This is a genomic window from Kitasatospora sp. NBC_00039 (assembly GCF_045160625.1).
GTDB lineage: Bacteria > Actinomycetota > Actinomycetes > Streptomycetales > Streptomycetaceae > Kitasatospora.
Window position 1 is genome coordinate 4,352,996 of the sequence record NZ_CP108289.1, and the last position, 25,426, is coordinate 4,378,421.

Annotated in this window: 23 protein-coding genes and 1 pseudogene; 9 read left to right on the forward strand and 15 right to left on the reverse strand. The window is 72.1% G+C overall.

The window, feature by feature from the left end:
* The first annotated feature begins 374 nt into the window (after positions 1–374).
* Entirely contained in the window at positions 375–1,430 is a 1,056-nt protein-coding gene (locus tag OG286_RS19145; protein WP_396324722.1) for an aldo/keto reductase, read from the forward strand.
* Positions 1,431–1,445: 15 nt separating this feature from the next.
* Here OG286_RS19145 and OG286_RS19150 read toward each other — a convergent pair whose 3' ends face one another.
* Entirely contained in the window at positions 1,446–2,336 is an 891-nt protein-coding gene (locus tag OG286_RS19150) for an NAD(P)-dependent oxidoreductase (protein ID WP_405365599.1), read from the reverse strand.
* 106 nt (positions 2,337–2,442) lie between these two features.
* On the opposite strand from OG286_RS19150, the gene OG286_RS19155 reads away from it, so the two are divergent.
* Complete coding sequence (locus tag OG286_RS19155; protein WP_396324725.1) at positions 2,443–2,808, forward strand: winged helix-turn-helix transcriptional regulator; 366 nt, start codon at positions 2,443–2,445, stop codon at positions 2,806–2,808.
* Positions 2,809–2,899: 91 nt separating this feature from the next.
* Here OG286_RS19155 and OG286_RS19160 read toward each other — a convergent pair whose 3' ends face one another.
* A complete protein-coding gene (locus OG286_RS19160) occupies positions 2,900–3,322 on the reverse strand; it encodes a DUF350 domain-containing protein (protein WP_405360819.1) in 423 nt (140 codons plus the stop codon).
* Between the two features lie 155 nt (positions 3,323–3,477).
* On the opposite strand from OG286_RS19160, the gene OG286_RS19165 reads away from it, so the two are divergent.
* The 3 genes and pseudogenes from OG286_RS19165 to OG286_RS19175 all read left to right on the forward strand — a co-directional run bounded on the left by OG286_RS19165 (position 3,478) and on the right by OG286_RS19175 (position 6,426).
* Positions 3,478–3,720 carry a hypothetical protein gene (locus tag OG286_RS19165; protein ID WP_405360817.1) on the forward strand — a complete coding sequence of 81 codons (243 nt, stop codon included), beginning with the start codon at positions 3,478–3,480 and terminating at the stop codon, positions 3,718–3,720.
* Between the two features lie 3 nt (positions 3,721–3,723).
* Positions 3,724–4,380, forward strand: a pseudogene (locus tag OG286_RS19170) (glutathionylspermidine synthase family protein); the annotation flags it as partial.
* Between the two features lie 120 nt (positions 4,381–4,500).
* Complete coding sequence (locus tag OG286_RS19175; RefSeq protein ID WP_405360815.1) at positions 4,501–6,426, forward strand: protein kinase domain-containing protein; 1,926 nt, start codon at positions 4,501–4,503, stop codon at positions 6,424–6,426.
* A 163-nt stretch (positions 6,427–6,589) separates the two neighbouring features.
* On the opposite strand, the gene OG286_RS19180 is transcribed toward OG286_RS19175, so the two are convergent.
* Together OG286_RS19180 and OG286_RS19185 are read right to left on the reverse strand one after the other, a co-directional pair.
* On the reverse strand, positions 6,590–7,060 hold the full coding sequence (locus tag OG286_RS19180) for an NUDIX domain-containing protein (RefSeq protein ID WP_405365600.1): 471 nt from the start codon (positions 7,058–7,060) through the stop codon (positions 6,590–6,592).
* Between the two features lie 3 nt (positions 7,061–7,063).
* On the reverse strand, positions 7,064–7,807 hold the full coding sequence (locus tag OG286_RS19185; protein ID WP_405360811.1) for an XRE family transcriptional regulator: 744 nt from the start codon (positions 7,805–7,807) through the stop codon (positions 7,064–7,066).
* A gap of 945 nt (positions 7,808–8,752) precedes the next feature.
* Between OG286_RS19185 and OG286_RS19190 the strand changes: the two genes are divergently transcribed.
* Entirely contained in the window at positions 8,753–9,940 is a 1,188-nt protein-coding gene (locus OG286_RS19190) for a methyltransferase domain-containing protein (RefSeq protein WP_405360809.1), read from the forward strand.
* Positions 9,941–10,090: 150 nt separating this feature from the next.
* On the forward strand, positions 10,091–11,920 hold the full coding sequence (locus tag OG286_RS19195; RefSeq protein ID WP_405360807.1) for an NHL domain-containing thioredoxin family protein: 1,830 nt from the start codon (positions 10,091–10,093) through the stop codon (positions 11,918–11,920).
* A 62-nt stretch (positions 11,921–11,982) separates the two neighbouring features.
* Here OG286_RS19195 and OG286_RS19200 read toward each other — a convergent pair whose 3' ends face one another.
* The gene (locus tag OG286_RS19200) at positions 11,983–13,296 is read right to left on the reverse strand and encodes a M18 family aminopeptidase (RefSeq protein WP_396324733.1); all 1,314 of its coding nucleotides are present in this window, start codon (positions 13,294–13,296) and stop codon (positions 11,983–11,985) included.
* A gap of 369 nt (positions 13,297–13,665) precedes the next feature.
* On the reverse strand, positions 13,666–15,495 hold the full coding sequence (locus OG286_RS19205) for an acyl-CoA dehydrogenase (RefSeq protein ID WP_396324734.1): 1,830 nt from the start codon (positions 15,493–15,495) through the stop codon (positions 13,666–13,668).
* A 215-nt stretch (positions 15,496–15,710) separates the two neighbouring features.
* On the opposite strand from OG286_RS19205, the gene OG286_RS19210 reads away from it, so the two are divergent.
* Both OG286_RS19210 and OG286_RS19215 read left to right on the forward strand, forming a co-directional pair.
* Positions 15,711–16,214, forward strand: a complete 504-nt coding sequence (locus tag OG286_RS19210; protein ID WP_374106062.1) for an SseB family protein — start codon at positions 15,711–15,713, stop codon at positions 16,212–16,214.
* Positions 16,215–16,404: 190 nt separating this feature from the next.
* Positions 16,405–17,355, forward strand: coding sequence for a pirin family protein (locus OG286_RS19215; RefSeq protein ID WP_396324736.1), 951 nt, complete (start codon positions 16,405–16,407; stop codon positions 17,353–17,355).
* A gap of 138 nt (positions 17,356–17,493) precedes the next feature.
* Here the strand turns inward: OG286_RS19215 and OG286_RS19220 are convergent, their stop codons facing one another.
* The 9 genes from OG286_RS19220 to OG286_RS19260 all read right to left on the reverse strand — a co-directional run bounded on the left by OG286_RS19220 (position 17,494) and on the right by OG286_RS19260 (position 25,200).
* Entirely contained in the window at positions 17,494–20,085 is a 2,592-nt protein-coding gene (locus OG286_RS19220; RefSeq protein WP_396324737.1) for a lantibiotic dehydratase, read from the reverse strand.
* Positions 20,086–20,150: 65 nt separating this feature from the next.
* The gene (locus tag OG286_RS19225) at positions 20,151–21,056 is read right to left on the reverse strand and encodes an ABC transporter permease (RefSeq protein ID WP_405365601.1); all 906 of its coding nucleotides are present in this window, start codon (positions 21,054–21,056) and stop codon (positions 20,151–20,153) included.
* Positions 21,053–21,904 carry an ABC transporter ATP-binding protein gene (locus OG286_RS19230; RefSeq protein WP_396324740.1) on the reverse strand — a complete coding sequence of 284 codons (852 nt, stop codon included), beginning with the start codon at positions 21,902–21,904 and terminating at the stop codon, positions 21,053–21,055. Before OG286_RS19230 ends, OG286_RS19225 begins: the two co-directional genes overlap by 4 nt.
* Before the next feature lie 124 nt (positions 21,905–22,028).
* Entirely contained in the window at positions 22,029–23,093 is a 1,065-nt protein-coding gene (locus OG286_RS19235; protein WP_396324742.1) for an LLM class flavin-dependent oxidoreductase, read from the reverse strand.
* A 5-nt stretch (positions 23,094–23,098) separates the two neighbouring features.
* Positions 23,099–24,184: a hypothetical protein gene (locus OG286_RS19240; RefSeq protein WP_396324744.1), complete on the reverse strand. Its 1,086-nt coding sequence runs from the start codon at positions 24,182–24,184 to the stop codon at positions 23,099–23,101.
* 49 nt (positions 24,185–24,233) lie between these two features.
* Complete coding sequence (locus OG286_RS19245) at positions 24,234–24,413, reverse strand: thiazolylpeptide-type bacteriocin (RefSeq protein WP_148643629.1); 180 nt, start codon at positions 24,411–24,413, stop codon at positions 24,234–24,236.
* A 187-nt stretch (positions 24,414–24,600) separates the two neighbouring features.
* Positions 24,601–24,774 (reverse strand): thiazolylpeptide-type bacteriocin, encoded by a 174-nt coding sequence (locus OG286_RS19250; protein ID WP_405365602.1) that lies wholly within the window; start codon positions 24,772–24,774, stop codon positions 24,601–24,603.
* 39 nt (positions 24,775–24,813) lie between these two features.
* The gene (locus tag OG286_RS19255; protein ID WP_396322799.1) at positions 24,814–24,987 is read right to left on the reverse strand and encodes a thiazolylpeptide-type bacteriocin; all 174 of its coding nucleotides are present in this window, start codon (positions 24,985–24,987) and stop codon (positions 24,814–24,816) included.
* A 39-nt stretch (positions 24,988–25,026) separates the two neighbouring features.
* Positions 25,027–25,200, reverse strand: a complete 174-nt coding sequence (locus tag OG286_RS19260; RefSeq protein ID WP_396322799.1) for a thiazolylpeptide-type bacteriocin — start codon at positions 25,198–25,200, stop codon at positions 25,027–25,029.
* Between the last annotated feature and the right edge of the window lie 226 nt (positions 25,201–25,426).

Below are 25,426 nucleotides of genomic sequence, written 5' to 3' on the forward strand. Positions count from 1 at the left end.
CGGCCGTCCCTGCCCCACCCGGACGCACCCGGCCCAGCCGCACCCCGCCCGGGCACGCCCCGCTCGCCCGCCCCCCGCACCGTCGCCCAACCGCTCGCAGCTGTCATGCCCCCAAGCTCCCACCGGCCGCCCCGCCCCGGCCTCCCCCTCCCAGGGGACCCCCTCCCCCTCCGGAGGGAGGGCCGCGGTCCCGAGACCCCCGGCCGGAGTCCCGAGCCCCCCGGCCGCGGTCCGAGACCCCCGGCCGGATTCCGGCGGAGCGCGGCCCCCTCCGCCCCTTGCCCTGGAGCGCGCTCCAGGCCCTACCGTCGGGAGCGGAAACACGGCTCCCGAACAGGGACGGCCACCCACTCACCACCAGGGGGAGCAGAACCATGCGCTACCGCGTCCTCGGCGGCACCGGCATCGAGGTGAGCGCCTACTGCCTCGGCACCATGATGTTCGGCGCGGTCGGCAACCCCGACCACGACGACTGCGCCCGGATCATCCACACCGCCCTCGACCAGGGCGTCAACTTCGTCGACACCGCCGACATGTACTCGGCGGGCGAGTCGGAGGAGATCGTCGGAAAGGCCCTGCAGAGCCGCGGCAACCGCGACGACGTCGTCCTCGCCACCAAGGTGCACTTCCCGATGGGCGAGGGCCGCAACCGGGGCGGCAACTCCCGCCGCTGGATCGTCCGCGAGGTGGAGGAGAGCCTGCGGCGGCTGCGGACCGACTGGATCGACCTCTACCAGGTCCACCGGCCCGACCACACCACCGACATCGAGGAGACCCTCTCCGCGCTCGGCGACCTCGTCCGGGCCGGCAAGATCCGTGCCTTCGGCTGCTCGACCTTCCCCGCCGAACAGATCGTCGAGGCGTACCACGTCGCCGACCGCCGCGGCCTGCCGCGCTTCCGCACCGAGCAGCCGCCGTACTCGCTGCTCGCCCGCGGCATCGAGCGGGACGTGCTCCCGACGGTCCAGCGGCTCGGCATGGGCGCGCTGACCTGGAGCCCGCTCGCCTCCGGCTTCCTCACCGGCCGCTACCGCAAAGACCGCCCGATCGACCTCACCACCGGCCGGGCCGCCCTCACCCCGGCACGCTTCGACCCGGCACTGCCGGTCACCGCGGCCAAGCTCGACGCCGTCGAGCAGCTGACCGCGCTCGCCGACGACCTCGGCCGCACCCTGCCCGAGCTGGCCCTCGCCTTCCCGCCGGCGCACCCGGCCGTCACCTCGGTGATCATCGGCCCGCGCACCGGGGAGCAGCTGGCGGCGGCCCTCAAGGGTGCCGACCTCGTCCTGGACGACGCCGCCCTCGACCGCATCGACGCGATCGTCCCGCCCGGCACCAACCTCTACCACCCCGACGGCGTCTGGCAGCCCTCCGCCCTCACCGACGCTGCGCGGCGCCGCCGCCCCCTCACCGACCGCCCGGCGGGGTAGCGGGCGGGCACCGGCCTACCGCCGCAGCAGGTCGATCACCCCGGTGAGGTCCTCCGCGCCGCCGCCCTCCGCGAGCCGCCGCTCCATCAGGGCCAGGTAGGGCGTGAGCAGTTCGGCGCTCACGCCCTGCTCCTCGGCGGTGCGCAGCAGGGTGGACGTCCCGGCGACCTGCATGGCGAGGTTCGAGACGACGCCCTGGGTGTAGTCGCCGCTCTCCAGCTGCTCGGCGGTCCTGGCCGCCGATCCGGCCATCGCGCCGATCCAGGAGGTGAGCAACGGGGCGAGGTCCGCCGGGGCGACGGACTCCTTGCGGACCAGCGCGAAGGCGTGCGCGACCCCGGCGAACATGCCGTACATCGCGCTCAGCAGCGCCACGTCGTGCAGTGCGGCGAAGCCGGCGTCCGCTCCGACGTAGGTGGTTCCGGCCGGGACGGCGAGGGTGTCCCGGTGCTCCTCGAACAGCTCGCGCGAGCCGCTGTAGAAGACGTACGGGCCCGCCGCCGGGGTGCCGATCATCGGCGGTACGGCCATGATCCCGCCGTCCAGGTAGCGGGCGCCGCGGTCGCGGGCCCACTCGGCCCGGGCGCGGGCCCGGCCGGGGGTGCTGGTGGTCAGGTTGACCAGGTCCTTGCCGGCCAGGTCGATGCCGTCCAGTGCCTCGTCGACGGAGGCGTCGTCCAGCAGGCAGACGACCAGCAGCCGGTTGGCGGCGACCGCCTCGGCGGCGGTGGCCGCGACGCCGGTGCCCCGGGCGGCGAGCGGTTCGGCCCGGGCGGGGGTGCGGTTCCAGACGGTCAGCGGGTGCCCGGCAGCGAGCCAGGCACGGGCGAGCGCGGTGCCCATCGCGCCGAGTCCGAGCAGGGTGACGGGGGTCTTCGACGCGGGGTCGACGATGTTCTGTGTCATGCCGATCAGGCTCGTCGCAGGCCCCGGGCGTGATCAAGTACGCACTTCGAAGTGGGTGGTTACCCTGAGGTGAGCGAGCAGGTCGGGCCGGGGTGAGAGGTGGGGCATGGCGACGGTGCCGAGGCCGGGCGCGTACGTCTGCGGGATCGACGCCGCGATGGACGTGATCGGCGGCAAGTGGAAGGTGCTGATCCTCTGGGCGCTGGACGAGCGCCCGGGCTGCCGGTTCGGCGAGCTGCGCCGCCTGGTGCCGGGCATCACCGAGAAGGTTCTCGCCGCCCACCTCCGCGAGCTGGAGGCGGACGGCATCGTGCACCGCGAGGCGTACGACGAGGTGCCGCCGCGGGTGGAGTACGCGCTGACGCCGGTCGGCGCGCGGCTGAACGCGGCGCTGGCACCGCTGGGCGCCTGGGGCCGCGAGCACGTCCTCGGCGGGGTGGCGCACCCCGCCCGACCGAGCAGCCCTGCCTGACCGGTCTGCCCTGCCTGACCGGTCTGCCCTGCCTGACCGGTCTGCCCCGCCTGACCGGTCTGCCCCGCCCGAGCGGGAGGGCGGGACGGGCTCAGGCGATCGACGCCGCCACGATCGCCGCCACCGCGAGGTTGCAGCTGGCCGAGACCCACACCGCCGGGTGCGGCTCGGGGTCGACCAGGATCGCGCCGAGCTTGCCCGGCGTCAGCACGTCCACCACCCAGAACGCGACGGCCATCAGCACCAGGCCGAGCAGGCCGAAGCAGGCCGTGGAGACCAGGCCCTTCCCGAAGTCCTCGTACGTGTAGAGGATCGCGGTGAAGACGATGCCGCCGATGCCGAGCAGCGCCGAGCTGAGCAGCACGGCGGCGTTGCGGTTGCGCTCGACCCAGATCTGGTGGCCGAGCCTTCCGGGCGTCAGCACGTCCACCAGGCAGACGCCGAGGAGCAGCAGCACCACGCCGACGCCGCCGAAGGCGGCAGCCGCACCGAGGCCGTGCAGGATGTCGTTCACAGGTCTGTCCCCCGCGTCCACTCACTGAGCCGGCCCGTCCGGCCGGCTCCAACGGTCAAGGATCGGCAAAACATATCCCATCGGGCCGCGGCACCCCCCCCCCGGGATCCGGGGCCCTCCCGTACTCTTCGGCCCCACGCGTACCATCGGGCGCCATGACGCCGCCAATGCCCTCCTCCGCAGTCACCGGATCCGGCACCCCGGGGCGGGACGCCCGACGCCGATCGGGCCTCGTCACCCTCGGCATGGTCGGCACCCTGGCGCTGGCCCTGTCCGGCTGCTCCTCCTCCGGCGGCAGCAACCCGCCGAGCCGCTGCGTCGACCCGTCCACGCTCAAGGTGCTGGACACCCACTCCTGCACGAGCGGCGGCGCCACGGCCGGCCGCTGGTACTACTAGTGCGCCGGGCAGGCCGGCCTGGAGACGGTCGGCATCGCGATGGAGGACATCGGCTGGGACGGCCTCTCCGGCCGCTTCGTCGACCTCGAGCACCGCTTCGTCCGGGCCGCGTTCAAGCTCTACCCGTGGGAGTGGCTGGCCGAGGACGAGTTCGGCGGCCGGCTGCTGGACGTCATCGACCACGGCGGCGGCACCGGCTCCACCCTCTGGATCGAGCCGGCCTGGAAGATGCTGCTCTCCGACAAGGCGCTGCTGGCGGTGCTCTGGGAGCTCTACCCCGGCCACCCCAACCTGCTGCCCGCCTACCTGGACGGCCCGCGCGAGCTCGCCGGCCCGGACGGCCCCGGCTACGCGGCCAAGCCGCTGCTCGGCCGCGAGGGCGCCGGCGTCCGGATCGTCGGGCCGGACGGCCGCGAGACCCGGCTCGCCGACTGGGCCGGCGACCCGGACCGCTACGGCGCCGAGGGCCGCTGCTACCAGCAGTACCACCCGCTGCCCGACTTCGACGGCAACCGCCCGGTGCTCGGCACCTGGGTGGTCGACGGCGAGGCGGCGGGCCTCGGCATCCGCGAGACGGACGACAGCCCGATCACCCACCAGGGCGCCCGCTTCCTGCCGCACATCATCGTGGAGCCGAACCGGCCGGCCCCGAATCAATGACTGCGATTCACTGACCGACAGCCTCCGAACTCATCGGCCCCCTCATCGGGCACTCAGGGCCATCACCTGATTGACATGCGCCAATTGCCCTGATTTTTCGAGCACCTTACGTTGTTGACCATGACAGGGGCCGAGGACGATACCGGACGGGTGGTCGCAGGGCGCTACACCCTGGTGCGGCGGCTCGGCGCCGGGGGCATGGGCCGGGTCTGGCTCGCCCATGACGAGGTGTTGGCCTGCGATGTCGCGCTGAAGGAGATCGACGTCCCGCCGGGCCTGCCGGAGCAGGAGATGAGCGCCCGTATCGCCAGGGCCCGCAGTGAGGCGCGGCATGCCGCCAGGCTGCGGAACCACCCGCATGTCGCCACGGTGCACGACATCGTCGAGGAGAACGGTCTGCCGTGGATCGTCATGGAGTACGTGCCCGGCGCGACGGACCTGGAGGCCCTCGTGCACGAGCACGGGCCGCTGCCGCCCGCGGAGGTCGCGCGCATCGGTCTGGCCGTCCTCGATGCCCTGACGGAGGGCCATCGGCTCGGCATCCTGCACCGGGACGTCAAGCCGGCCAACATCCTGCTGACGAGCCCCGCACCTCGGACGTCGCGCCCCGGGGAAGGCGGAGGGGTGCTGCTGGCCGACTACGGCATCGCGCTGGAGCCGGCCTCGGGTGAGCCCCGGCTCACCTCGGCTTCCGGGATCGTGGGGACTCCCGGCTACCTGGCCCCGGAACGGGCGCGCGGCGGGGAGCCGAGCCCGGAGTCCGACCTGTTCTCCCTCGGCGCCACGCTGTATTTCGCGGTCGCGGGCAGAGGCCCCTTCGACGCGGACAGCGACGCCGCCTCCCTGACCGCGCTCCTGTTCGGGGAACCCGCGCTGCCGGCCCACGTCACGGGGCCCCTGGTGCCTGTCATCAAGGGCCTGTTGGCCAAGGACCCGGCGGAGCGGATGACGGGTGAGGAGGCGGCCGAGAAGCTCGCCGGGGCCTCTGCTGCGCCCGAACCCGCCCCGACGCCCGAACCCGCCCCGACGCCCGAGCCCGCCCCGACGATCGTGACCCCCACGGGCCCGCCTACGCCACCGCCGCCACCTCCGACGGTCCAGCAGCGGCCTCCCCTGCCGGGTACACCGGGCACACCGGGGCCCAAACCCCGTCGTAAGATCCCGGCCGGCCGTACCGTGGCCATCGTCGTGGCCGCGGCACTGGTCCTGGGCGGCGCCGTGTGGGCAGGGGCGACCCTGCTCGGCGGCTCGGGCACGTCCTCGGCCCCGGCCATCAGCCCGGGCGTATCCTCGCCCCCGGCTTCTACCGGCCCGGTAACGCCCTACGGGGACGCCGTGGGTCTGCAGCAGGAACTGAAGCGGGGCGACTGCGTCACCGCCGTGTGGAACGGCGCGAAGTTCCAAGGGCTGCCCAAGCTCGGCGTCCTGGACTGCATCAAGGAGACCCCGGACGGTCAGGTGGTCGATATGGCCGACGTGAACTCCCTGGACGATGCGACGCAAAACGGCAATGCCATCTGCGATGCACGGCTTCGGACCACCGTCCAGTCGCTGGCGGACGCGCAGTCGTATGCCGTTCCGCCGAGCAAACAGGGCTGGGACAGCGGCGTGCGCGCCATGCCCTGCCTGGTCTTCGGCAAGTCCATCGGAATCGTGGGGCCGGTGGGCGCGTTCCGCCCGATCGGCCTGGAGCTCTACCTGGCCGACACGTCGGTCGGCGACTGCATCGACACGCAGAAGGAGCAGAACAACACAATTCCGATCACCCTCGCGGACTGCAACGTGCCGCACCAGGAACAGGTGCTGGGCTTCGTCTTGCCACCCGCCGGCGTGACCTACAAGTCGGTGAGCGAGACGGACGCGCCCAAACTCTGCACGCAGCAATACGGCGCCTACAAGAACGGCGGCCACGATCTCAACGCCTGGACGACGAGCGACGAAAACGAATGGAATCAAGGGTTCCGCTACGTGATGTGCACGCTGATCATGGCTGACGCCTCAAAGCTCCCCGCCGGCACGGTGAAGTCCGCGGCAGTGAGCCGCTGACGCGCGAAGGGCCAGGCTTTGTGCGAACGTGCCCCCGCCCGCCGTTCGACCCGATCCGTGGCCCGGCGCGAAGCACCGTCGGCCCCGGCGCTGAATGCCCCCACGGATCCCGGCACCGCCGACACCGCCGCGTGACTGCGCCTTATGGCGCTTCGGGGCCGATCTACCCGAGATAGGGCGTTGCCCTGTGCTCTAGGAAGTGCTGTAGGCGGAGACGCTGCGTGTGGTGCATCGGGAGGTCGCCCAGCTTGTCGGGATCGACGAACTGAAGGTCGGTGGACTCGGCGGAGATGCGAAGCTCCCCGCCTTTGACTCCCGCCGTGAAACAAACGTTGAACTGTTGCCGCACCTCGCCATCCGAGTAGGCGATGACGTGGCGGGGGTCGGTGTAGGTGCCAACCAAACCGGTGATCTCGACCTCAAGGCCGGTCTCCTCGTAGACCTCCCGCACGGCCGTCCCCGGCAGCGACTCGCCAAAGTCCATCGTCCCGCCGGGCAGGGCGTACAGACCGTTGTCGGTGCGTCGCTGGAGAAGGATGCGCCCGGCCTCGTCCGTGACGGCGGCGGAAGCCGCGACCACCAGCCGGTTTGGCTTGGGTGCGCTGGGGTCGTCGTAATACTCGGTCCGTGCCATGTCTCAGCTCTCCTCGGCTGGTCGTGCTGCGCTCCACACCGCATCGAAGCTCGAAGCGTAGGTGTCGAACATCGTGCCCGCACCTGTCCGGCGGAGATGCCAGACCGGAGCGCCGAAGGCATTCACACCCCAGACGTGGGCGTTCACGAGTAGCTGATCATCGGCCCGGTACAGGCTGTTATAGAGGGTGGTTCCGTGAGTGCGAATCTCGATGCCGGGGGTTCCGATGAGTGGGCGGTAGTGCATCAGCGCGAGCCTGCACCGGGACTCGATGCCGTGGCCGAACCTCTCCTCTGCGCCGCGCTGTCTTACGTTCTCGCTATCGGGGTCGCCGAGTGCGATTCGAACGGTGCAGCCCTCAGCGGCGCGCTCTCGGAGGAGATCGTTCAGCCGGGGGTACGCCTCATGGAGGAAGACGGCGGCGTACACGAGCACGTCGATGTGCTTGCCAGCCTTCCCGAGCAGGTCGATGAACACGGAAACCGGCAGGTCGGCGCGCTGTTCGTACAGGGCCACAAGTTCCGGACTCACCGCCCGTGCGGCGCGTGGCTGTCGCAGACTCGGCCACAGTGCGAACATGTCTTCTCCGAGGGCTTCGGCAGCCACGCGGGCTGTTCCTAACCTGGGCGTCCGGTTCTGATTGGCCCACCGCTCAACCGACTTGGTGTCCACGCCGGCCATCTTTGCGAGGGCGGCGCACGTCCAACCACCGGACGCCATAACGTCTTTCAGTCTCTCGTTCGGCATCTCGCTTGTCTCCCCGCACATCACGGACCTTTGGTAGGGACGTTCTACCGCACGAGGGACGTTCTGAAGTGTCCTTTGCGCGAGGCTCCACCGTCCTGGGTGACTGCCAGATCTTGGTGACGACCGGGCGGCGAGGAGCGGGGTCGATGGGTGCGCAGAGCGAACCGGCAGGAGATCTACCGACCCAAGGTCGGCGAGGTGGTCCGGGATCGAGCCCACCAGGGCGCAGAGGGCACCTACATGGGCACCCTGGGGGGGCAAGGTCTACCTCCGCCCCCGAGGTGGCGGCCAGGAGTGGGGAGACCTTCCCGAGCGAGATCGAAGCCCTGCCGGGTAAGCGGGAGTTGATCCCTGTGATGCAGCCGAGTGCGCCGCGCCGTGCTCCGGAGCGGATCGAGCCGTGAGGACCCCGCGTCTCGTCACCATGGGGCGTGTTCTTCGTGCGCTGATGACGGAGCCCCGCAACACGGCCGCATGGATGTGGGGTGCCTACGTCCAATTCACTTGGCCCATAACGATGTTCAGCCCATATCGCAGGCATCTGGCCCGGCGAACGAAGCTCCGCCGGAAGCTCGACCAGCGGGCCCGGCGCGCAAGGCCAACCACCTGCGGCACCAATGCCTGACCCATACGCCGCTCCCGTATTCGGCATTGGCGGCCTGTGGGCGGGCCAGCGCCGGGCGCGCGACGGCCTACCGGCCCCGGTGCCCTGGTGGGCGCACAACCGGCCCCCTTGAGCCCCTCAGATTCCCGCCCCCGCAAAGGGGTGGGTCGCACGATCCGGTGACCATCCGGCCGCCGGTTCCGCCGATGCAGAGAGGCCACTCTCATGCTCAACGCCGATGGCGGGCACGGGGGCAACCCCGCGCCGATCCAGCCCCCGCCGCCCCCGCCCCCGCCGTCCCCCGATGGCAGCTCCCCGCCCGGGGACGGGGGCCACCGCAAGTGACTGACACCCTCCGCGAGGAGGGTACGGACCGCCCCGGCTCCGAGCTGGGGCGGTTCCTGCTCTCCACCGGCCACATGTCCCCGGACTGGGTCGACACGTTCAACGCCGTGCCCCGCTCGCTGTTCACGCCCCCGCGCGTCTGGTCGCACGACATGGCCACCGGCCGCAGCGTGCTGGTGGACCGGGACACGGACCCGGCCGCCTGGCAGGCCGCCACGGAAGCCAACGTCCCGCTGGTAACACAGTGGGACGACGGCGAGTCCGACGGGCCCGAACCGGGCATCGTGCCGACCAGCAGTCTCAGCATGCCGAGCGTGGTCATGTCGATGCTCCGCGACCTCGACGTGAAGCCGGGCATGCGCGTGCTCGACGCAGGCACCGGCCACGGGTGGAACGCTGGACTGCTCGCGCACCGTCTCGGCTCACGGCAGGTCGTCAGCATCGAGTACGACCAGGATGTGTCGGCCGTCGCCGCCGAGAACATGGCGCGCGCCGGTCTGACCCCCGAACTGATCACCGGAGATGGCCAACTCGGCTGGCCCAAGGGCGGCCCGTACGACCGGATCATTGCGACGTACGGCGTCCGCAAGATCCCCCAAGCGTGGATCAGACAGTCCCAGACCGGCGGCGTCATCCTGGCCCCCTGGGGCACCGACTTCAGCCCGCTGGACGCCGTGGTCAAGCTCCACGTGCGGCCCGACGACTCAGCGTCCGGCCACTTCACCGAAATGGTGGAGTTCATGAAGTCGCGGAACCAGCGACTCACCTTCCCCGAGCACGCCGCGTACGTCCCGGAGTTCCCCGGCAGCGCCGATACGAAGTACCGAACGACGCTCACGGCGGACGACCTCGGCGAGCGCTGGGCGGTGCAGCGATTCGTCACCGGGCTTGCGGTGCCGGACGTGACGCACCTGGTCCACCACCAGGACGACGACACCACCGTGGCGTGGTTCTACAGCCTGTCTGACCGATCCTGGGCCACCGTAGTCTGGCGCAAGGACCAGCCCGAGACCACCGTCTATCAGGCGGGCCCCCGGAGGCTCTGGCAGGCCGTAGAGCGGGCGCTCAACTGGTGGCACGACCAGGGCAAACCCGAGCTGACCCGGTTCGGCCTCACGGTCGGCCCGGTCGGCACCGTGCCATGGCTGGACAGTCCGGAGAACCCGGTGCCCGTCCGAGGCTGACCTGGACCGGCCCCCGTCCGTGCGTCGCGCCCGTGGCGCATGGACGGGGCTCCGCTTGTGCCGCACATCCGGCGGCAATCCCCCACTGCCCCCTGCCACAACGGCCAGACGCCCGGAATGCGGACACCCGAGGTGGGGTTTGATTGGGGCATGGCTTCTCGTGCACGTGTCCGCGCCCCTGAACTGGTCGGCGCCGGTGGATGGCTCAACACCGGCGGCAAGGACCTCACCCTTGCCGACCTCCGAGGTCGCATTTTGGTACTAGACTTCTGGACTTTCTGCTGCATCAACTGCCTGCACGTCCTGGACGAGCTGCGCGAGCTGGAGGAGAAGCACCGCGACACGGTGGTGATCGTCGGCGTGCACTCTCCGAAGTTCGTGCACGAGGCCGACCACCAGGCCGTGGTGGACGCCGTGGCGCGGTACGAGGTGCACCACCCGGTGCTGGACGACCCGGCGCTCGCGACGTGGAAGCAGTACGCGGTGCGCGCGTGGCCGACGCTGGTGGTGATCGACCCGGAGGGGTACGTGGTCGCCCAGCACGCCGGCGAGGGACACGCGCACGCCATCGCCCGCCTGGTCGAGGAGCTGGAGGCGGAGCACACCGCCAAGGGCACGCTGCGCCGCGGCGACGGCCCGTACGTGGCGCCGGAGCCCACCGCGGGGGACCTCAGGTTCCCGGGGAAGGCCGTCCGGCTGCCGAACGGCCACTTCCTGGTCGCCGACTCCGGGCACCACTCGCTGGTCGAGCTGGCCGAGGACGGCGAGACGCTGGTCCGCAGGATCGGCGACGGCGTGCGCGGCCTGGTGGACGGCACCGAGCCCCGGTTCAGCGAGCCGCAGGGCGTGGCACTGCTGCCGGAGGGGGGCGCCTACGACGTGATCGTCGCCGACACCGTCAACCACGCGCTGCGCGGCGTCCGGCTGGCCGACGGCAGCGTCACCACGCTGGCCGGCACCGGCCGTCAGTGGTGGCAGGGCTCCGCCACCGAGGGCCCGGCCCGCGAGGTGGACCTCTCCTCGCCGTGGGACGTCGCCTGGTTCGACGGCAAGGTGTGGATCGCGATGGCCGGCGTCCACCAGCTGTGGGCGTACGACCCGGCGGCCGGCACCGTCGGCGTCGCGGCGGGCACCACCAACGAGGGCCTGGTCGACGGACCGGCCGCCGAGGCGTGGTTCGCCCAGCCGTCCGGCCTGGCCGTCTCGGCGGACGGCGGGAAGCTCTGGGTCGCCGACTCGGAGACCTCGGCGCTGCGCTGGCTCAGTCGGTCAGAGGGGGCACGTGAAACCACGACGGTCCACACCGCCGTCGGCACGGGCCTGTTCGACTTCGGCCACCGCGACGGCGCGGCCGACCAGGCGTTGCTCCAGCACCCGCTCGGCGTCACCGTGCTGCCCGACGGCTCGGTGGCCGTCAGCGACACCTACAACCACGCGCTGCGCCGCTTCGACCCGGCGACCGGCGAGGTCACCACGCTGGCCACCGACCTGCGCGAGCCCTCGGGCGCGGTGCTGGTCGACGGCGACATCGTGGTGGTCGAGTCGGCCCGTCACCGGCTGACCAGGCTGCGGCTGCCCGAGGAGGCCGTCCGGGTCGAGTCGGTCGCGCACCGCACCCAGCGGGCCGCCACCGAGGTCGCGCCGGGCGCGTTCCGGCTGGACGTCGTCTTCTCGGCGCCGACCGGCCAGAAGCTGGACGAGCGCTACGGCCCGTCCACCCGGCTGCTGGTCAGCTCCACCCCGCCGGAGCTGCTGGTCTCCGGCGCGGGCGCGGACTCCGCGCTCTCCCGCGAGTTGGTGCTCTCCGACGAGGTGACCGAGGGCGTGCTGCACGTCTCGGCGATCGCCGCGTCCTGCGACGACGACCCGGAGATCGAGTTCCCGGCCTGCCACGTCCACCAGCAGGACTGGGGCGTCCCGGTGAAGCTGGCCGCGGACGGCGCACGCCGGCTGCCGCTGGTGCTGGCGGGCATGGAGTAGGCGACGCCCGGTATACGGCGAAGGGCCCGGCGCGTGCGCCGGGCCCTTCGCCATGCCGCTGGTCAGCCCTCCAGGAAGGCCTTGATCGCGCTCGCCAGCAGGTACGGGTCGTCCGCCCCGCACAGCTCGCGCGCCGAGTGCATGGAGAGCGCGGCGATGCCGCAGTCCACCGTCTGGATGCCGAGGCGGGCCGCGGTGATCGGGCCGATCGTCGTCCCGCAGGGCATGGCGTTGTTGGAGACGAAGGTCTGCCACGGCACACCGGCCTTCTCGCAGGCCGCCGCGAACACCGCCCGGCCGACGCCGTCGGTGGCGTACCGGTTGTTGACGTTGACCTTGAGGATCGGCCCGCCGTTCGGCATCGGGTGGTGCCCGGGCTCGTGCCGCTCGCTGTAGTTCGGGTGGACGGCGTGGCCCATGTCGGAGGAGAGGCAGATGGTGCCGGCCAGTGCCCGGGCGCGGTCCTCGGGGCTGCCGCCGCGCGCGTAGACGGTGCGCTCCAGCACGTTGCCGAGCAGCGGGCTCTGCGCGCCGGTGTCCGACTCGCTGCCGGTCTCCTCGTGGTCGAAGGCGGCCAGCACCGGGATGTACGGCAGCTCGGCGCCGTCCGTGGCGGCCGCGGTGGCCACGGCGGCCAGCGCGGCGGCGGCGGCGTGCACCGAGAGCAGGTTGTCCAGCCGCGGGCCGGCCAGCAGCTCGCGGTCCCGGCCCAGGTAGGAGGCGGGCTGGACGTCGTGCGTCATGAGGTCCCAGCCGGCCACGTCGGCGGCCTCGACACCGGCCCGCTGCGCGACGTACGCGATCAGCGAGCCCTCGTCGACCGGGCCGAGCCCCCAGATCGGGGTGAGGTGGCGCTGCTTGTCGAGCTTCATGCCTTCGTTGACCTGGCGGTCCAGGTGGATCGCCAGCTGCGGCACGCGCAGCAGCGGCTCGTCCAGCTGCACCAGCCGCGAGCTGCCGTCGCGCAGCGCGAGCCGCCCGGAGAGGCCGAGGTCCCGGTCGAGCCAGGTGTTCAGCGGCACGCCGCCGTAGATCTCGACGGCGACCTGCCGCCAGCCCGCCGAGCCGGTGTCCGGCAGCGGCTTGACGCGCAGGTTCGGCGAGTCGGTGTGGGTGCCGACCACCCGGAACGGCGTCTGGGGCCCCGCGCCCTCCGGCACGTACCAGGCGATCAGCGCGCCGCCCCGGACCAGGTACCGGCCGCCGGCCACCGCGTCCCAGGAGTCCGTCTCGGAGACCTGCCGGAAGCCCGCCTTCTCCAGCCGCTCCGCGGCGCTGGCGACAGCGTGGTACGGCGACGGTGAGGTACCGAGAAAGGCGATCAGATCATCGGTGTGCGTCCGGTCGAAGAAGGCCTGGCGGGCGGCGGTCGACATGCTGCTCCTGAGTCGAGGGAGGGCCGAAGCCGGATGGGGGGTCGGCTTCGCACCTTGAGCATATGCCCGTACACGGACATGACACTCGGATCCTCCCAACGGATGCACAACGCAGACGGAACCGTGAACTGACGCCGCGGCGGGTGCCGCGACCTTGCGGTTGCACCCGGTCGCGCACGGTCATGGCGGGCCGTCGGGAGGCCGTCGGGAAGGGACCGGGCCACGGGCGGCGGCCCCCTGACGGTCAAACACCGAAGGGCCCGGTCGGAACCGGGCCCTTCGGTGTGAGGGTTGGGTCAGGCGGTCAGAGAGGTGTCACGCGCAGCCGGGCCCACGAGGGGTGACGGCGGGCGACGGGTGGGGCGGAGGCTAGAACGCCTCCTCCGCCAGCTCCATGATCTCGTTGTCGATGCCCTCGGCGATCAGGCGCTGCGAGGCGACGGTCGGCAGGATGTTCTTGGCGAAGAAGCGGGCCGCCGCGACCTTGCCCTGGTAGAAGGGGACGTCCTTCTCGGAGGCGCCGGCCTCCAGCTTGGCCAGGGCCACCGCGGCCTGGCGCAGCAGCAGCCAGCCGACCACGACGTCGCCGCAGACCATCAGCAGGCGGGTGGTGTTGAGGCCCACCTTGTACATGTTCTTGACGTCCTGCTCGACCGAGGAGAGGTCGGCCAGCAGCTTGCCGACGATGGCCTCCAGGTCGCCGGCGGCCTTGGCGAGCAGCTCGCGCTCGGCGGCCAGGGCGTCGCCGCCCGCGGCCGAGCCGAGGAACTTCTGGATCTGCTCGGACAGCGCGGTGAGCGCCTGGCCGCCGTCCTTGACGATCTTGCGGAAGAAGAAGTCCTGGCCCTGGATCGCGGTGGTGCCCTCGTAGAGGGTGTCGATCTTGGCGTCCCGGATGTACTGCTCGATCGGGTACTCCTGCAGGTAGCCGGAGCCACCGAAGGTCTGCAGGGACTGGGCGAGCTGCTCGTAGGACTTCTCGGAGCCGTAGCCCTTGACGATCGGCAGCAGCAGGTCGTTCAGGCGCTCGGCGGCCTCGTCGGTCTCGCCGCGCAGGCGGGCGGCCAGCACGTCGTCCTGGGTGGAGGCGGTGAGCAGGACGAGGGCGCGCATGCCCTCGGCGTACGCCTTCTGGGTGAGCAGCGAGCGGCGCACGTCCGGGTGGTGCGTGATGGTGACGCGCGGGGCGGTCTTGTCCAGGAACTGCGAGATGTCCGCGCCCTGCACGCGCTCCTTGGCGTACTCCAGCGCGTTGAGGTAGCCGGTGGAGAGGGTGGCGATGGCCTTCGTGCCGACCATCATGCGGGCGAACTCGATGATCTTGAACATCTGGCGGATGCCGTCGACCTTCTCGCCCAGCAGCCAGCCCTTGGCCGGGTGCTTGGCGCCGAAGGTCATCTCGCAGGTGTTGGAGGCCTTGAGGCCCATCTTGTGCTCGACGTTGGTGGCGTAGACGCCGTTGCGCTCGCCGAGCTCGCCGGTCTCCCAGTCGAAGTCGTACTTCGGCACGATGTAGAGGCCGAGGCCCTTGGTGCCCGGCTTACCGCCCTCGGGGCGGGCCAGCACCATGTGGATGATGTTCTCGGACATGTCGTGCTCGCCCGAGGTGATGAAGCGCTTCACACCCTCGATGTGCCAGGAGCCGTCCTCCTGCTTGATCGCCTTGGTGCGGCCGGCGCCGACGTCCGAACCGGCGTCGGGCTCGGTCAGCACCATGGTGGAGCCCCAGAGGCGGTCGGTCATCCGCTTGGCGACCTCCAGCTGCTCCGGGGTGCCCTCGTCGGCGATGACACCGGCGAAGGCCGGGCCCGAGGAGTACATCCAGATGGCCGGGTTCGAGCCGAGGATCTGCTCGGCGAAGCCCCAGATCAGCGAGGACGGGGTGACCTGGCCGCCGATGGACTCCGGGATGCCCAGGCGCCACCACTCGGCGTCCATGAAGGCCTGGTAGCTCTTCTTGAACGAGGCCGGGATCGGGGCGGTGTTGGTCTCCGGGTCGAAGACCGGCGGGTTGCGGTCGGTGTCGGCGAAGGACTCGGCGAGGTCGTTCTCGGCGAGGCGAGCGATCTCGCTCAGGATGCTCTTCGCGGTCTCGACGTCCATGTCCGCGAACGGTCCGGTGCCGTACACCTGGTCGCGGCCGAACACCTCGAAGAGGTTGAACTCCACGTCCCGCAGGTTGGACTTGTAGTGACCCATGGCCGTTTTCTCCGGTTCGTCGCTTCCGGGAGACCGCCGCGTTCGGGCGCCCCGTACCCACCAGTAGGCATCATGATGCTACCCAGCGGTAACTTGTTTCAAGCCCCTGGAGGCGAATCCGCTATGAACGTGGTCACGTCCCACAAGCCGGGACGCCCACTCCTTGTCAGGATCGACGCCCGCACGAGCGGCCGCGCTCCCGATAGCCTGTCCGTGTGTACGGCTATGACCAGAACGCATACCCGGGCGACCCCTACCAGCAGCAGGCGGGACCGCAGCCGGGAATGAACGGCATGCCCGGCCCCGGCCCGTACGGCGAGCAGCCGCAGGCGTCGCAGCAGTCGCTCTACCCCGAGCCGTCGCCGCCCTCGCTGGCGGACGCCGTCCGGGCCTTCACCACCGGGTCGATGGCGGTGGAGGACTTCCAGGCCATCTTCATCACCTCCAAGGTGCACTGCCCGCGCGGCGACCGCCCCGGATTCCTGGCACTGCACAACACGCCGACGCCGGTGATCCCGATGTTCAGCTCACTGAAGGAGCTGCGCCGGTACGCCGGCAAGGACTCCAAGCACTTCACCGTCACCGGCGCCGAGGTCCTCGACCTGCTGCCGACCGGATACGGCTTCGCCCTGGACATGGAGGGCGAGCACCGGATGGTGTTCGACGCGAAGGCGGTCGAGCAGATGGTCGACTTCACCATGCGCCGCATGTACGGCTAGCAGCCGCTCCGCGACCGCCCGCCCGCTTCGCGCACGGCCGACGACTGGCGGGCACTTCGGGTCCGATCCATCCTGGAGGGGGCCGCACGGCCGAGTCGTCACCATATGGTTCAAAATTCAACTTGCTTCTTGTTGAGAATTGAACTAACCTCGTGGACGTAGGCCAGAGGAACCCCCGAAGGAGGCCGACATGCCCGCCGTGACCGTCGAAAACCCGCTCGTTCTGCCGCGTGTCGCGGCTCCGGCCGAAGGCGCCCGGCCGCGCCCGGTGCTGGCCGTCGCGACCGCCCCGGAAGGCTTCGAGGGCGAGGGCTTCCCGGTCCGCCGCGCCTTCGCCAAGATCAACCAGAAGTACCTGGACCCGTTCATCATGATGGACCAGATGGGCGAGGTGGACTACGCGGCCGGGGAGCCCAAGGGGACCCCGTGGCACCCGCACCGGGGCTTCGAGACGGTCACCTACATCATCGACGGCACCTTCGTGCACCAGGACTCGCACGGTGGCGGTGGCGTCATCACCGACGGCGACACCCAGTGGATGACGGCCGGCTCCGGCCTGCTGCACATCGAGACTCCGCCGGAGTCGCTGGTCATGTCCGGCGGTCTGTTCCACGGCCTGCAGCTGTGGGTGAACCTGCCCGCCGCGGACAAGATGATCGCGCCGAAGTACCAGGACATCCGGGGCGGCAACGTGAAGCTGCTCGCCTCGCAGGACGGCGGCGCGCTCGTCCGGCTGATCGCCGGTGACATCGCGGGCCACCAGGGCCCCGGCGCCACGCACACGCCCATCACCATGATCCACGTGTCCGTGAACCCCGGCGCCCAGGTCACCCTGCCCTGGCGGGCCGACTTCAACGGCCTGGCGTACGGCCTCGCCGGCAGCGGCTCGGCCGGCACCGAGCGGCGCCCGTTCCACATGGGACAGGCGGTCGTCTTCGGCGAGGGCGACTCCCTCACCATCCGGGCGGACGACACCCAGGACACCCGCAGCGCCAACTTCGAGGTCGTCCTCCTCGGCGGTCAGCCGATCCGGGAGCCGGTCGCCCACTACGGCCCGTTCGTGATGAACAGCCACCGCGAGCTCCAGCAGGCGATGGAGGACTTCCAGGCCGGCCGCCTGGGGACCATCCCCACCTCCTGAGGCGGTGACCGGCACGGGCGGCCGGTGCGGCAGGGTCCTGCCCGCACCGGCCGCCCGTCCGTCGTCGGTCGCCGCCCACCGGACGGACTCCTGTCGCCGGCCGGGCCGGCCCCTGGCCGGGCCCGAGCGGCGGACGGGTCAGACGCCGACCAGGCCGGCGCGGGTCACGTCCCTGCGGAGGGCGCTGAAGCGGCCGCCGGAAGGGCGGTCGAACTCCACGATCCACTCGAAGGTGTTGGGGCTCTCCCCCAGCCTCGGCAGGGCCTCCTCCAGGTATCCACCGCCGCGGCGTTCCAGGAGCTTGGGCAGGACACGGGCCATCAGGGCGCTGGAGAAGTCGACGTACTGCGGCTTTCCGCGCCGGCGCTGGTCGATGAAGGAACGCCACTCCGAGGCGCTGCCGACGTAGTCGGACGGGTCCTGCTGGAAGAGCGAGGTCTTGACGAAGACCTCGTCGGAGACCCGGTGCCCGGCCCGCCAGTCGGTGAGGCGGAGCAGGTAGGAGACCTCCTCCTCGGCCGCCTCGGGCTGCGGAAGTTCCCCCTCGGCCAGGAACCAGCGGCGGCGGTGGAGCAGCACCCGGCCGGCCCGCAGCCGGGGCAGGCCGAGGACGCCGCCGCGGTCGCGCTCGGCCAGCCGTTCGCGGGCCTTCTCCTGCAGGTCGAGCACCAGACGGCCGGAACCGACCAACCAGTAGGCGAGCCGCAGCGGGAAGGGGTACATCTCGCTGTACTGCGAGCCGAGCGGGAGCACCCGGACCGGCCGGCCGTCGCGGTCGAGCAGCTCCAGGCGGTCCGCCGACGGGTCGTGGCGGAGCGTCAGGGTGGCCCACTCGCGCGGGGTGACGGTCTCGGGGAGCACCTGAGGGTGGAGGTTGATGTTGGTGCGGTACAGACCGCGGTCCTCGAGCACCCGGGCGCCGTCGGCGCCGTACAGGCCGAGCAGGCGCTCGGCGAGCCGGTCGACGGCGGGGCCGCCGGTGCTGCTCGCAGCGTGCAGGAAGCGGGAGTTCAGCGAGGCGTGGCCCGCGTAGGCGTCGTTGACGACGAGCAGGTCGCCTGCGGGCTGGATGAGCACCCCGTACGAGAGCGGAACGGCCCGGAAGCGGTCGGGCAGCCCGGAGGTGAGCTCGGCGAGGTAGCCGGCGTCCCAGATCACCTCGTCGCGGTGCCGGCCGGCGTGCACCTCCCGGGCCAGGGCCCCGACGGCGCGGCGGCGCAGGGCGTGGAGCTGCCCGAGGCTGCCGTCGTCGGGGCCGAGACCGTCGGGGCCGGCGGTGCGCAGCAGGTCCTCACGCCGGTAGACCTCGTTCACCAGCTCCTCGGCGTGCTCGATCAGCCCCGCCGATGCGCCGGCGCCGAAGCGCTCGACGAAGGCGGCGGTGAGCATGGCCCGGACCTCGTGGAAGCGGTCGTAGGCGGACTGGAACTCCAGGACGTGGGCGAGGTCACCGAGGGCCTCGGTGTGGCCGGCCGGGCTCGGGGCGGTGGGCGGGAAGACGAGGTCCTCGTTGACGTGCAGCCGGGCCGGACGTCCGCTGACCTCCAGGAGCCGCTCCTCCAGGTGCGGCAGCCGGCCGACCAGGGCGGGGCGCTGGCCGGCGGGTGCGGTCTCGATGCCTTCGACCACGTCGGCCAGTTCTTCGAGCAGCAGGCCCGCCGCCGGGTGGTCGTCCAACAGGCGGCGGCCGAGGGCGCGCAGGCCGGTGCGGTCCTGCTCGTCCGGGCCGGGCACGGCGGTGAGCATGCCGGCGGAGACGACCTTGGCGACGTAGTCGGCGCCGGCCTGCCGACTGCCGCCGGTCCTGGCAGCGAGGTCCTCGGCCAGGTGGTCGACGTGGTACGGGCCCATCCCGGCCATGGCGAGCAGCAGCCGCAGGTGACGGGTGAGCGGGGCGGAGAGCATCCGCACCCGGTCGCCGTCCACGCGCGGGAAGTAGACCCTGTCGGCCTCGGCCCGGAGGGTCGGCGAGACGGTGACCCAGCCGGCCGGGCCGCCGACGACCGGCAGGCCGCCGAGCACGTGGTTGAGCACGGAGCGGTCGATCTCGGCGAAGGCCCGTGCCGTGTCGCCGTCGAACTCGACCTCGTCGAGCTGCGGGCCGTCCTCGTCCCAGTGGGCCAGGCCGACGGCGGTGAACTGGGAGAGCGGGCTCGTCCGCAGCAGCGCCCGCGTGACGTACTGGATCAGTCCGCGCTCGGACTTGCGCAGCTTGCGGTCGGTGGCGCCGCCGGCGGCGCCGTACCGGACGGCCGTGTCGTGCACGGTCGGGGCGAGCAGCGACACGGCCTTGCCGAAGGTGGGGCTGTCGAGCAGGCCGGCCAGGTTGCGCCGTTCCAGCTCGATGGCCTCGCTGTAGCGTTCGCGGATCCGGTCGGCGACGGCGGTGTGCTCCCGGTGGAGGGCGAGCCAGGCGCTGGTCGCCTCCGGGAGTCCGTCCGCCGCCGCCGCGCCCGGGTCGCGGCCGTTGAAGATCGCCCGGCGCAGCGCGACCACCCCGCGCCGGCGCTCCGGGTCCTCGACGGTGCCGGCGAGGGCGTAGAGCTCGTCGCAGGCCAGCGGCTGCCAGGAGTCCCGCTGCTGCTTGATCAGCGCGAGGTGGGCGAGCGACCTGCGCAGGTCCTCGGTGGAGAGGCGGTGGGCGGGCAGCGGGTTGACCCGGAGCTGGACGGTGTCGGCGATGCCGCCGTCCACGCGGGGCGGATCGGCGGGGTGGTCAGGGTGGTTCATGGCCATCCTCTCTGGGGACCAGTGGTGGGGCCGGTACGCCGGGCGCGGCCCGGAGGCCGCCGCCGCTAGAAGCGGCGGGCGTTGCGGCGGAAGGTGACCCAGCACAGGGCCAGGCCGCCGATCAGCCAGGCGGTGAGGACCAGCGCGATCCGCCCGTGCTCCCAGGCCCCGGCCGGTTCGGCGGCGGCGAAGGACTCGGGCAGGAAGGCGGAGCGGATTCCCTGGGTCATCCACTTGAGCGGGAAGAGCGAGGCGACGATCTGGACCGGCTTGGGCAGAGCGGTGATCACCCAGAACACTCCGGAGATGAACTGCAGGCCGATGTAGGGGAAGTTGACGAGCGCGGGCGCGTTGCGGGCGGACCGGGCCAGGGAGCCGATGGTGATGCCGATCAGCGCGGTGGAGACGGTGCCGAGCAGGAAGACCCACAGGAAGGTGAACCAGTGCGCGGCGTCCTTGGGCAGCTGGAAGCCGAACACGGCGACGCCCAGGGCCAGGATGACGCCGACCTGGACGAGGGCCTGGGCCAGGATCAGCACGACCTTGCCGATGAAGTACGACACCAGCGGGAAGGGCGTACCGGCGAGCCGGCGCAGGGTGCCCTCGTGGCGGTCCACCGCGATGCCGATGCCCATGGTGCCGAGGGCGGAGGACATGATGGTCGAGCCGATCATGCCCGCCACGGTGACCTCGCGCATCTTGATGCCGGTCCCGGGCACGACCTGGTCGAAGAGGCTGCCGAAGATGACCAGCAGCATGATCGGCATCAGGATGCTGAAGACCATGGCCTCGCGGTTGCGGATCAGCAGCCGCACCTCGAACAGGCCGCGGGCCAGACCCAGGCGGATCGGGGACGGGAGCGGCGCCGGCCCGGCGGCCGCGGCCGCCGCCGCGCGAGGGGCGGCGGGGGCAGGGGCGGCGGGGGCGGCGGGGGCAGGGGCGGCGGGGGCGGCGGGGGCGGCGATGGTCATCGGGCTTCTCCGATCATGGCGAGGTAGGTCTCCTCGAGGCTCGGGCGGTGCACCTGCAGGTCGGGTACGGCGCCGGCGAACTCCCGCGACAGCTCCTCGATCAGCTGCGCGGGGTTGGTGGTCTCGCGGCGCTCGCGGCCGTTCGGGCCCTTCCAGGTGACGACGGTGCCGGCCTCGGCGCGGCCGCCGAACCGTTCCGGGGTGTCGACCTCCACCAGCCGGCCGCCGGCCAGCACGCCGATGCGGTCGGCGAGCTGCTCGGCCTCGTCCAGGTAGTGGGTGGTCAGCAGGATCGTGGTGCCGTCGGCGGCGAGGTCGCGGATCAGCTGCCAGAACTGGCGGCGTGCCTCCGGGTCGAAGCCGGTGGTCGGCTCGTCCAGGAAGAGCAGTTCGGGACGGCCGACGATGCCCAGGGCGACGTCCATCCGGCGGCGCTGGCCGCCGGAGAGGTCGCGCAGGGCCGCGTCCTTCTTCTCGGTGAGGCCGACGACCGCCAGCACCTCGTCGACGTCGCGGGGGTCCGGGTAGTACGACGCGAACTGGGCGAGCATCTCCCGCACCCGGGCGTCCGGCTGGTCCTGCGCGGTCTGCAGGACGACGCCGATCCGGGACCGCCAGCGGCGGTCGGCGCGGGCCGGGTCCTGCCCCAGCACCAGCACCTCGCCGCCGGAGCGGGGGCGCAGGCCCTCCAGGACCTCGACGGTGGTGGTCTTTCCGGCGCCGTTCGGGCCGAGCAGGGCGAACACCTCGCCGCGCGGGATCTCCAGGTCGACGCCGTCGACGGCCCGGTGGGAGCCGTAGCTGACCTGAAGGCCCCTCAGCACGATCGCGGGTGCGTCGTGGCTCATCTCATCTCCTCGTGTTCCCGCTCCGGGCGACCGGGCGGTGTGGTGCGGCGGTGCTGTCCGCCGGTGGGCGGCCGATGAGGCCGGGGGTGGCGGCCGCTCGGGCCGCCGCCGGGGTGGCGGCCGGTCAGGCCGCCGGGAACTTGGGCCGGACGTCCTCCAGGAACAGCTGCAGGCTGCGCTCCGCGACGTCGCCGGGCATCGCACCGAAGTCGGCCTGGAGCAGGATGTGGTCCGCCTGCACGACGTCCTGGAACGCGGCGAGCTTCTCCGCGACGGTCGCCGCGGAACCGACGACCGCGCCGCCCTCGGTGCGCAGCCGCTCCGGCGTGATCATCCCGACGTACTTCCCGACCTGGTCGTAGCCGGGGTACGCCTTGGAGGTGGCGCTGTTCCAGGACGAGGTGGCCCCGCCCCAGACCCGCAGGTACTCGGCGAGCAGCGGGTCGCCGAGGCGCTGCGCCTCCGCGTCGGTCTCGGCGGTGAACACCGGCAGGCTGGCGGCCACCCGGGGCTGCTGCCCGCTCTCGCCGTGGGTGCGCTCGAACGCGTCGCGGTAGAGCGCGACCTGCTCGCGGACGGCCTCCAGCGGTGTCAGCGACGGGGTGATCAGCAGCCCGAGGCCGAGCTCGCCGATCCGGGTGAAGCTCTCCGCCGAACGCACCGCGGCGGCCCAGACGGGCGGGTGCGGGGTCTGGGTGGGCCGGGGCAGGATGGTGGCGTCCCGGTAGGAGAAGAACGGGGTGTCCTCGGTGACGTTCTCCTCGGTCCACAGGCGGAGGACGGCCTTGATGGTCGCCTCGAAGCGCTCCCGGCTGCTGTCCATGTCGACGCCGAAGGTCTCGAACTCGTACGGCAGGTAGGCGCGGGCGAAGCCGATGTCGAGCCGGCCGTGGCTGATCGCGTCCACCATCGCGGCGTACGAGGCCAGCTTGACCGGGTGGTGGAAGGCCGGCAGGACGCAGCCGGTCATCAGCCGGATGTTGGTGGTCTGCGCGGCGACGGCGGCCAGGAAGCCGAGCGGGCTGGGACAGTAACCGCCGTACGGGTGCAGGTAGTGCTCCGTCATCTTGACGTGGCTCATCCCGGCCTCGTCGGCGATCCGGGCCAGCGCGAGGACGTCGTCGAAGTAGGCGGTCGGCGACTTGGTGTCCGGGCCGGCGTCGGGGAGCAGCGAGATTCCGAAGTCCATGGTTTTCACTCCGTGGTCGTGGTGGCGGTGGTCGGGGCGGGTGCGGCGCGGCGGATGCGCTCCTCCCAGGTCTCGCCCAGGGCCAGGTCGGTGGCCTCGGCGAGGGCGAAGCAGAGGTAGTAGCGGTGCAGCGGGGTGACGTCCAGCAGCGGCAGCAGCTCGTAGAAGAAGTTCAGGAGGCTGCGGTAGGAGGCGAAGGAGTCGTCGGGGTCGGTGGTGATCCCGTACTGCTCGGTCAGCGCGTGGAAGCGGGTCGGCGGCCGGGTGCTGCCGTCGGGGGCGGCGGGCGCGAAGCCGTCCAGGTAGGTGTTGCCGAGCCGGCCGGAGCGGACCAGCGAGTCCAGGTAGCCCCAGCCGTAGCGGAAGGCGGCGTGCCAGCCGGCGGTCTCCGGGCCCGGCCCGTCGGCGAGGTGGCGGCGCACCAGGGCGGTGAGGCGGTCGGCGTCCCGCTCGAAGCGGCGCCGGAAGTCGGGGCGGTGGTCCTGCCCGGCGAGCGGCGAGGCGAGGAAGGCCTCGGCGTGCGAGCGGAAGGACATGGTGCCGAAGGGCAGCCGGCCGGGGTGGGTGCCGGCCAGGGTCGCCATCACGTCGGCGAGGTGGGTGAGCAGCGCGTCCTCGTCGCGGTGCTCGCGCAGGGCGGCGAGCAGCGGGTCGAGCAGGGCGGCCTGGACGGCGGTGCGGGCCTCGCGCAGGTCGGGCAGCCAGTCGGCGCCGGCCTCGTCGGAGGCGATCAGCACGGTGCCGGGGGAACGGAGCGGCGGCGCGGAGCGGCCGGTCTGCTCCCACTGCTCCATCCGGCGGGCCTGGCTGAGGTAGTCCGCCTCGGTGGGGCCGTCGAGCGCGGTGCCGGCCAGGGCGGAGTCGGCCCGGGCGGACCATCCGGAGACGTCCAGCGGGCGGCCGTTCTCGGGCCGCACGACGACCTCGTAGTGGGGCCCGCCACGCCAGCCGCGGCGCAGGTGGACGGCGCGCAGCCGGTGGTCGCGGCGCAGTCCGGTGGCGAGCGGGCCCAGGACGTCGGCGACGTAGGCACGGGGTTGCTCGGGGCGGCCGTGGATCCGGATCACCAGCGGGTCGGTGGCGGCGGTCATGCGGATCTCCTTGGCGGGCGTCGGGTTCGGCACGGCGGATGGTCCGGTGTCAGCAGCAGCAGGTGGCGGAGGAGGACGAGGAGCAGCAGAACCAGCCGCCCCAGTTGGAGGCGCCCATCTCGGGCAGGGCGATCGCGTCGCCCAGTTCCAGCACGGACAGCTCCTCGATCTCCAGCTCGGTGGGATCGGCCGGCGATTCGGTACGTCCGGCCCGGTGGTGCTCGGTCATGGCTCCTCGCGAAGGTTCGGCGACTGGGGGGTGTGGGGGTGGGGTCCGAGGCCGGCTCGGGGCCGCTCGGGGTGGTGCGGGGTGGTGCGGGGCCCCGCGGGTGCCCGGTGGTCCGGAACACCCGCGGGACAGTGCCTGGCGCGCCGCTCCGCGGTCGCGGCCGCGCGCCGGTGTGCGTGCCGCTCGGTCAGCAGCAGCAGGTGGACGAGGAGGAGGAGCAGCACATGGTGCCGCCGCTGGAGGCACCCATCTCCGGCAGGGCGGCGGCATCGCCGACCTCCAGCACCGACAGCTCCTCGACGTCGACCGTCGGGACCTCGGCCACCTGCTCGGCCTGCGGGGTGTTCACGGACTCGCTCATGATGGAACTCCGTTTCTCAGTTGGCTTGTTGACGCTGGATCAGCAGCAGCAGGTGGACGAGGAGGAGGAGCAGCACATGGTGCCGCCGCTGGAGGCACCCATCTCCGGCAGGGCGGCGGCATCGCCGACCTCCAGCACCGACAGCTCCTCGACGTCGACCGTCGGGACCTCGGCCGCCTGCTCGGCCTGCGGGGTGTTCACGGACTCGCTCATGATGGAACTCCGTTTCTCAGTTGGCTTGTTGACGCTGGATCAGCAGCAGCAGGTGGACGAGGAGGAGGAGCAGCACATGGTGCCGCCGCTGGAGGCACCCATCTCCGGCAGGGCGGCGGCATCGCCGACCTCCAGCACCGACAGCTCCTCGACGTCGACCGTCGGGACCTCGGCCGCCTGCTCGGCCTGCGGGGTGTTCACGGACTCGCTCATCTGTGGATCTCCATGGGATCTCATCGGTTCGCTCCGGGAGCGGGCCCGTTCGGGCCGCATTCCGGGCTCCGCGCGGCGGATGCCGGCGCGGCGGGGCCGGCCCGGGAGGGCCGGCGCTCACCCCTGACGGGGGAGGTCTGTGGGGGGATCAGCCGATCCCGGGGAAAGGGCCGCGCGGTCGGCCGGTCGTTCGGCCTGCGGCGCGGGCGCCTGGTCGGCCACGCGG

Excerpts from the sequence above, each read along its gene's own strand:
- OG286_RS19215 (WP_396324736.1), top strand. The coding sequence starts at position 16,405 with ATGCCCGCCGTGACCGTCGAAAACCCGCTCGTTCTGCCGCGTGTCGCG.
- OG286_RS19180 (WP_405365600.1), bottom strand. The coding sequence starts at position 7,060 with ATGGCACGGACCGAGTATTACGACGACCCCAGCGCACCCAAGCCAAAC.
- OG286_RS19225 (WP_405365601.1), bottom strand. The coding sequence starts at position 21,056 with ATGACCATCGCCGCCCCCGCCGCCCCCGCCGCCCCTGCCCCCGCCGCC.
- OG286_RS19205 (WP_396324734.1), bottom strand. The coding sequence starts at position 15,495 with ATGGGTCACTACAAGTCCAACCTGCGGGACGTGGAGTTCAACCTCTTC.
- OG286_RS19255 (WP_396322799.1), bottom strand. The coding sequence starts at position 24,987 with ATGAGCGAGTCCGTGAACACCCCGCAGGCCGAGCAGGCGGCCGAGGTC.
- OG286_RS19175 (WP_405360815.1), top strand. The coding sequence starts at position 4,501 with ATGACAGGGGCCGAGGACGATACCGGACGGGTGGTCGCAGGGCGCTAC.
- OG286_RS19195 (WP_405360807.1), top strand. The coding sequence starts at position 10,091 with ATGGCTTCTCGTGCACGTGTCCGCGCCCCTGAACTGGTCGGCGCCGGT.
- OG286_RS19230 (WP_396324740.1), bottom strand. The coding sequence starts at position 21,904 with ATGAGCCACGACGCACCCGCGATCGTGCTGAGGGGCCTTCAGGTCAGC.
- OG286_RS19250 (WP_405365602.1), bottom strand. The coding sequence starts at position 24,774 with ATGAGCGAGTCCGTGAACACCCCGCAGGCCGAGCAGGTGGCCGAGGTC.
- OG286_RS19245 (WP_148643629.1), bottom strand. The coding sequence starts at position 24,413 with ATGACCGAGCACCACCGGGCCGGACGTACCGAATCGCCGGCCGATCCC.
- OG286_RS19155 (WP_396324725.1), top strand. The coding sequence starts at position 2,443 with ATGGCGACGGTGCCGAGGCCGGGCGCGTACGTCTGCGGGATCGACGCC.
- OG286_RS19220 (WP_396324737.1), bottom strand. The coding sequence starts at position 20,085 with ATGAACCACCCTGACCACCCCGCCGATCCGCCCCGCGTGGACGGCGGC.
- OG286_RS19165 (WP_405360817.1), top strand. The coding sequence starts at position 3,478 with ATGACGCCGCCAATGCCCTCCTCCGCAGTCACCGGATCCGGCACCCCG.
- OG286_RS19145 (WP_396324722.1), top strand. The coding sequence starts at position 375 with ATGCGCTACCGCGTCCTCGGCGGCACCGGCATCGAGGTGAGCGCCTAC.
- OG286_RS19260 (WP_396322799.1), bottom strand. The coding sequence starts at position 25,200 with ATGAGCGAGTCCGTGAACACCCCGCAGGCCGAGCAGGCGGCCGAGGTC.
- OG286_RS19235 (WP_396324742.1), bottom strand. The coding sequence starts at position 23,093 with ATGGACTTCGGAATCTCGCTGCTCCCCGACGCCGGCCCGGACACCAAG.
- OG286_RS19240 (WP_396324744.1), bottom strand. The coding sequence starts at position 24,184 with ATGACCGCCGCCACCGACCCGCTGGTGATCCGGATCCACGGCCGCCCC.
- OG286_RS19200 (WP_396324733.1), bottom strand. The coding sequence starts at position 13,296 with ATGTCGACCGCCGCCCGCCAGGCCTTCTTCGACCGGACGCACACCGAT.
- OG286_RS19185 (WP_405360811.1), bottom strand. The coding sequence starts at position 7,807 with ATGCCGAACGAGAGACTGAAAGACGTTATGGCGTCCGGTGGTTGGACG.
- OG286_RS19150 (WP_405365599.1), bottom strand. The coding sequence starts at position 2,336 with ATGACACAGAACATCGTCGACCCCGCGTCGAAGACCCCCGTCACCCTG.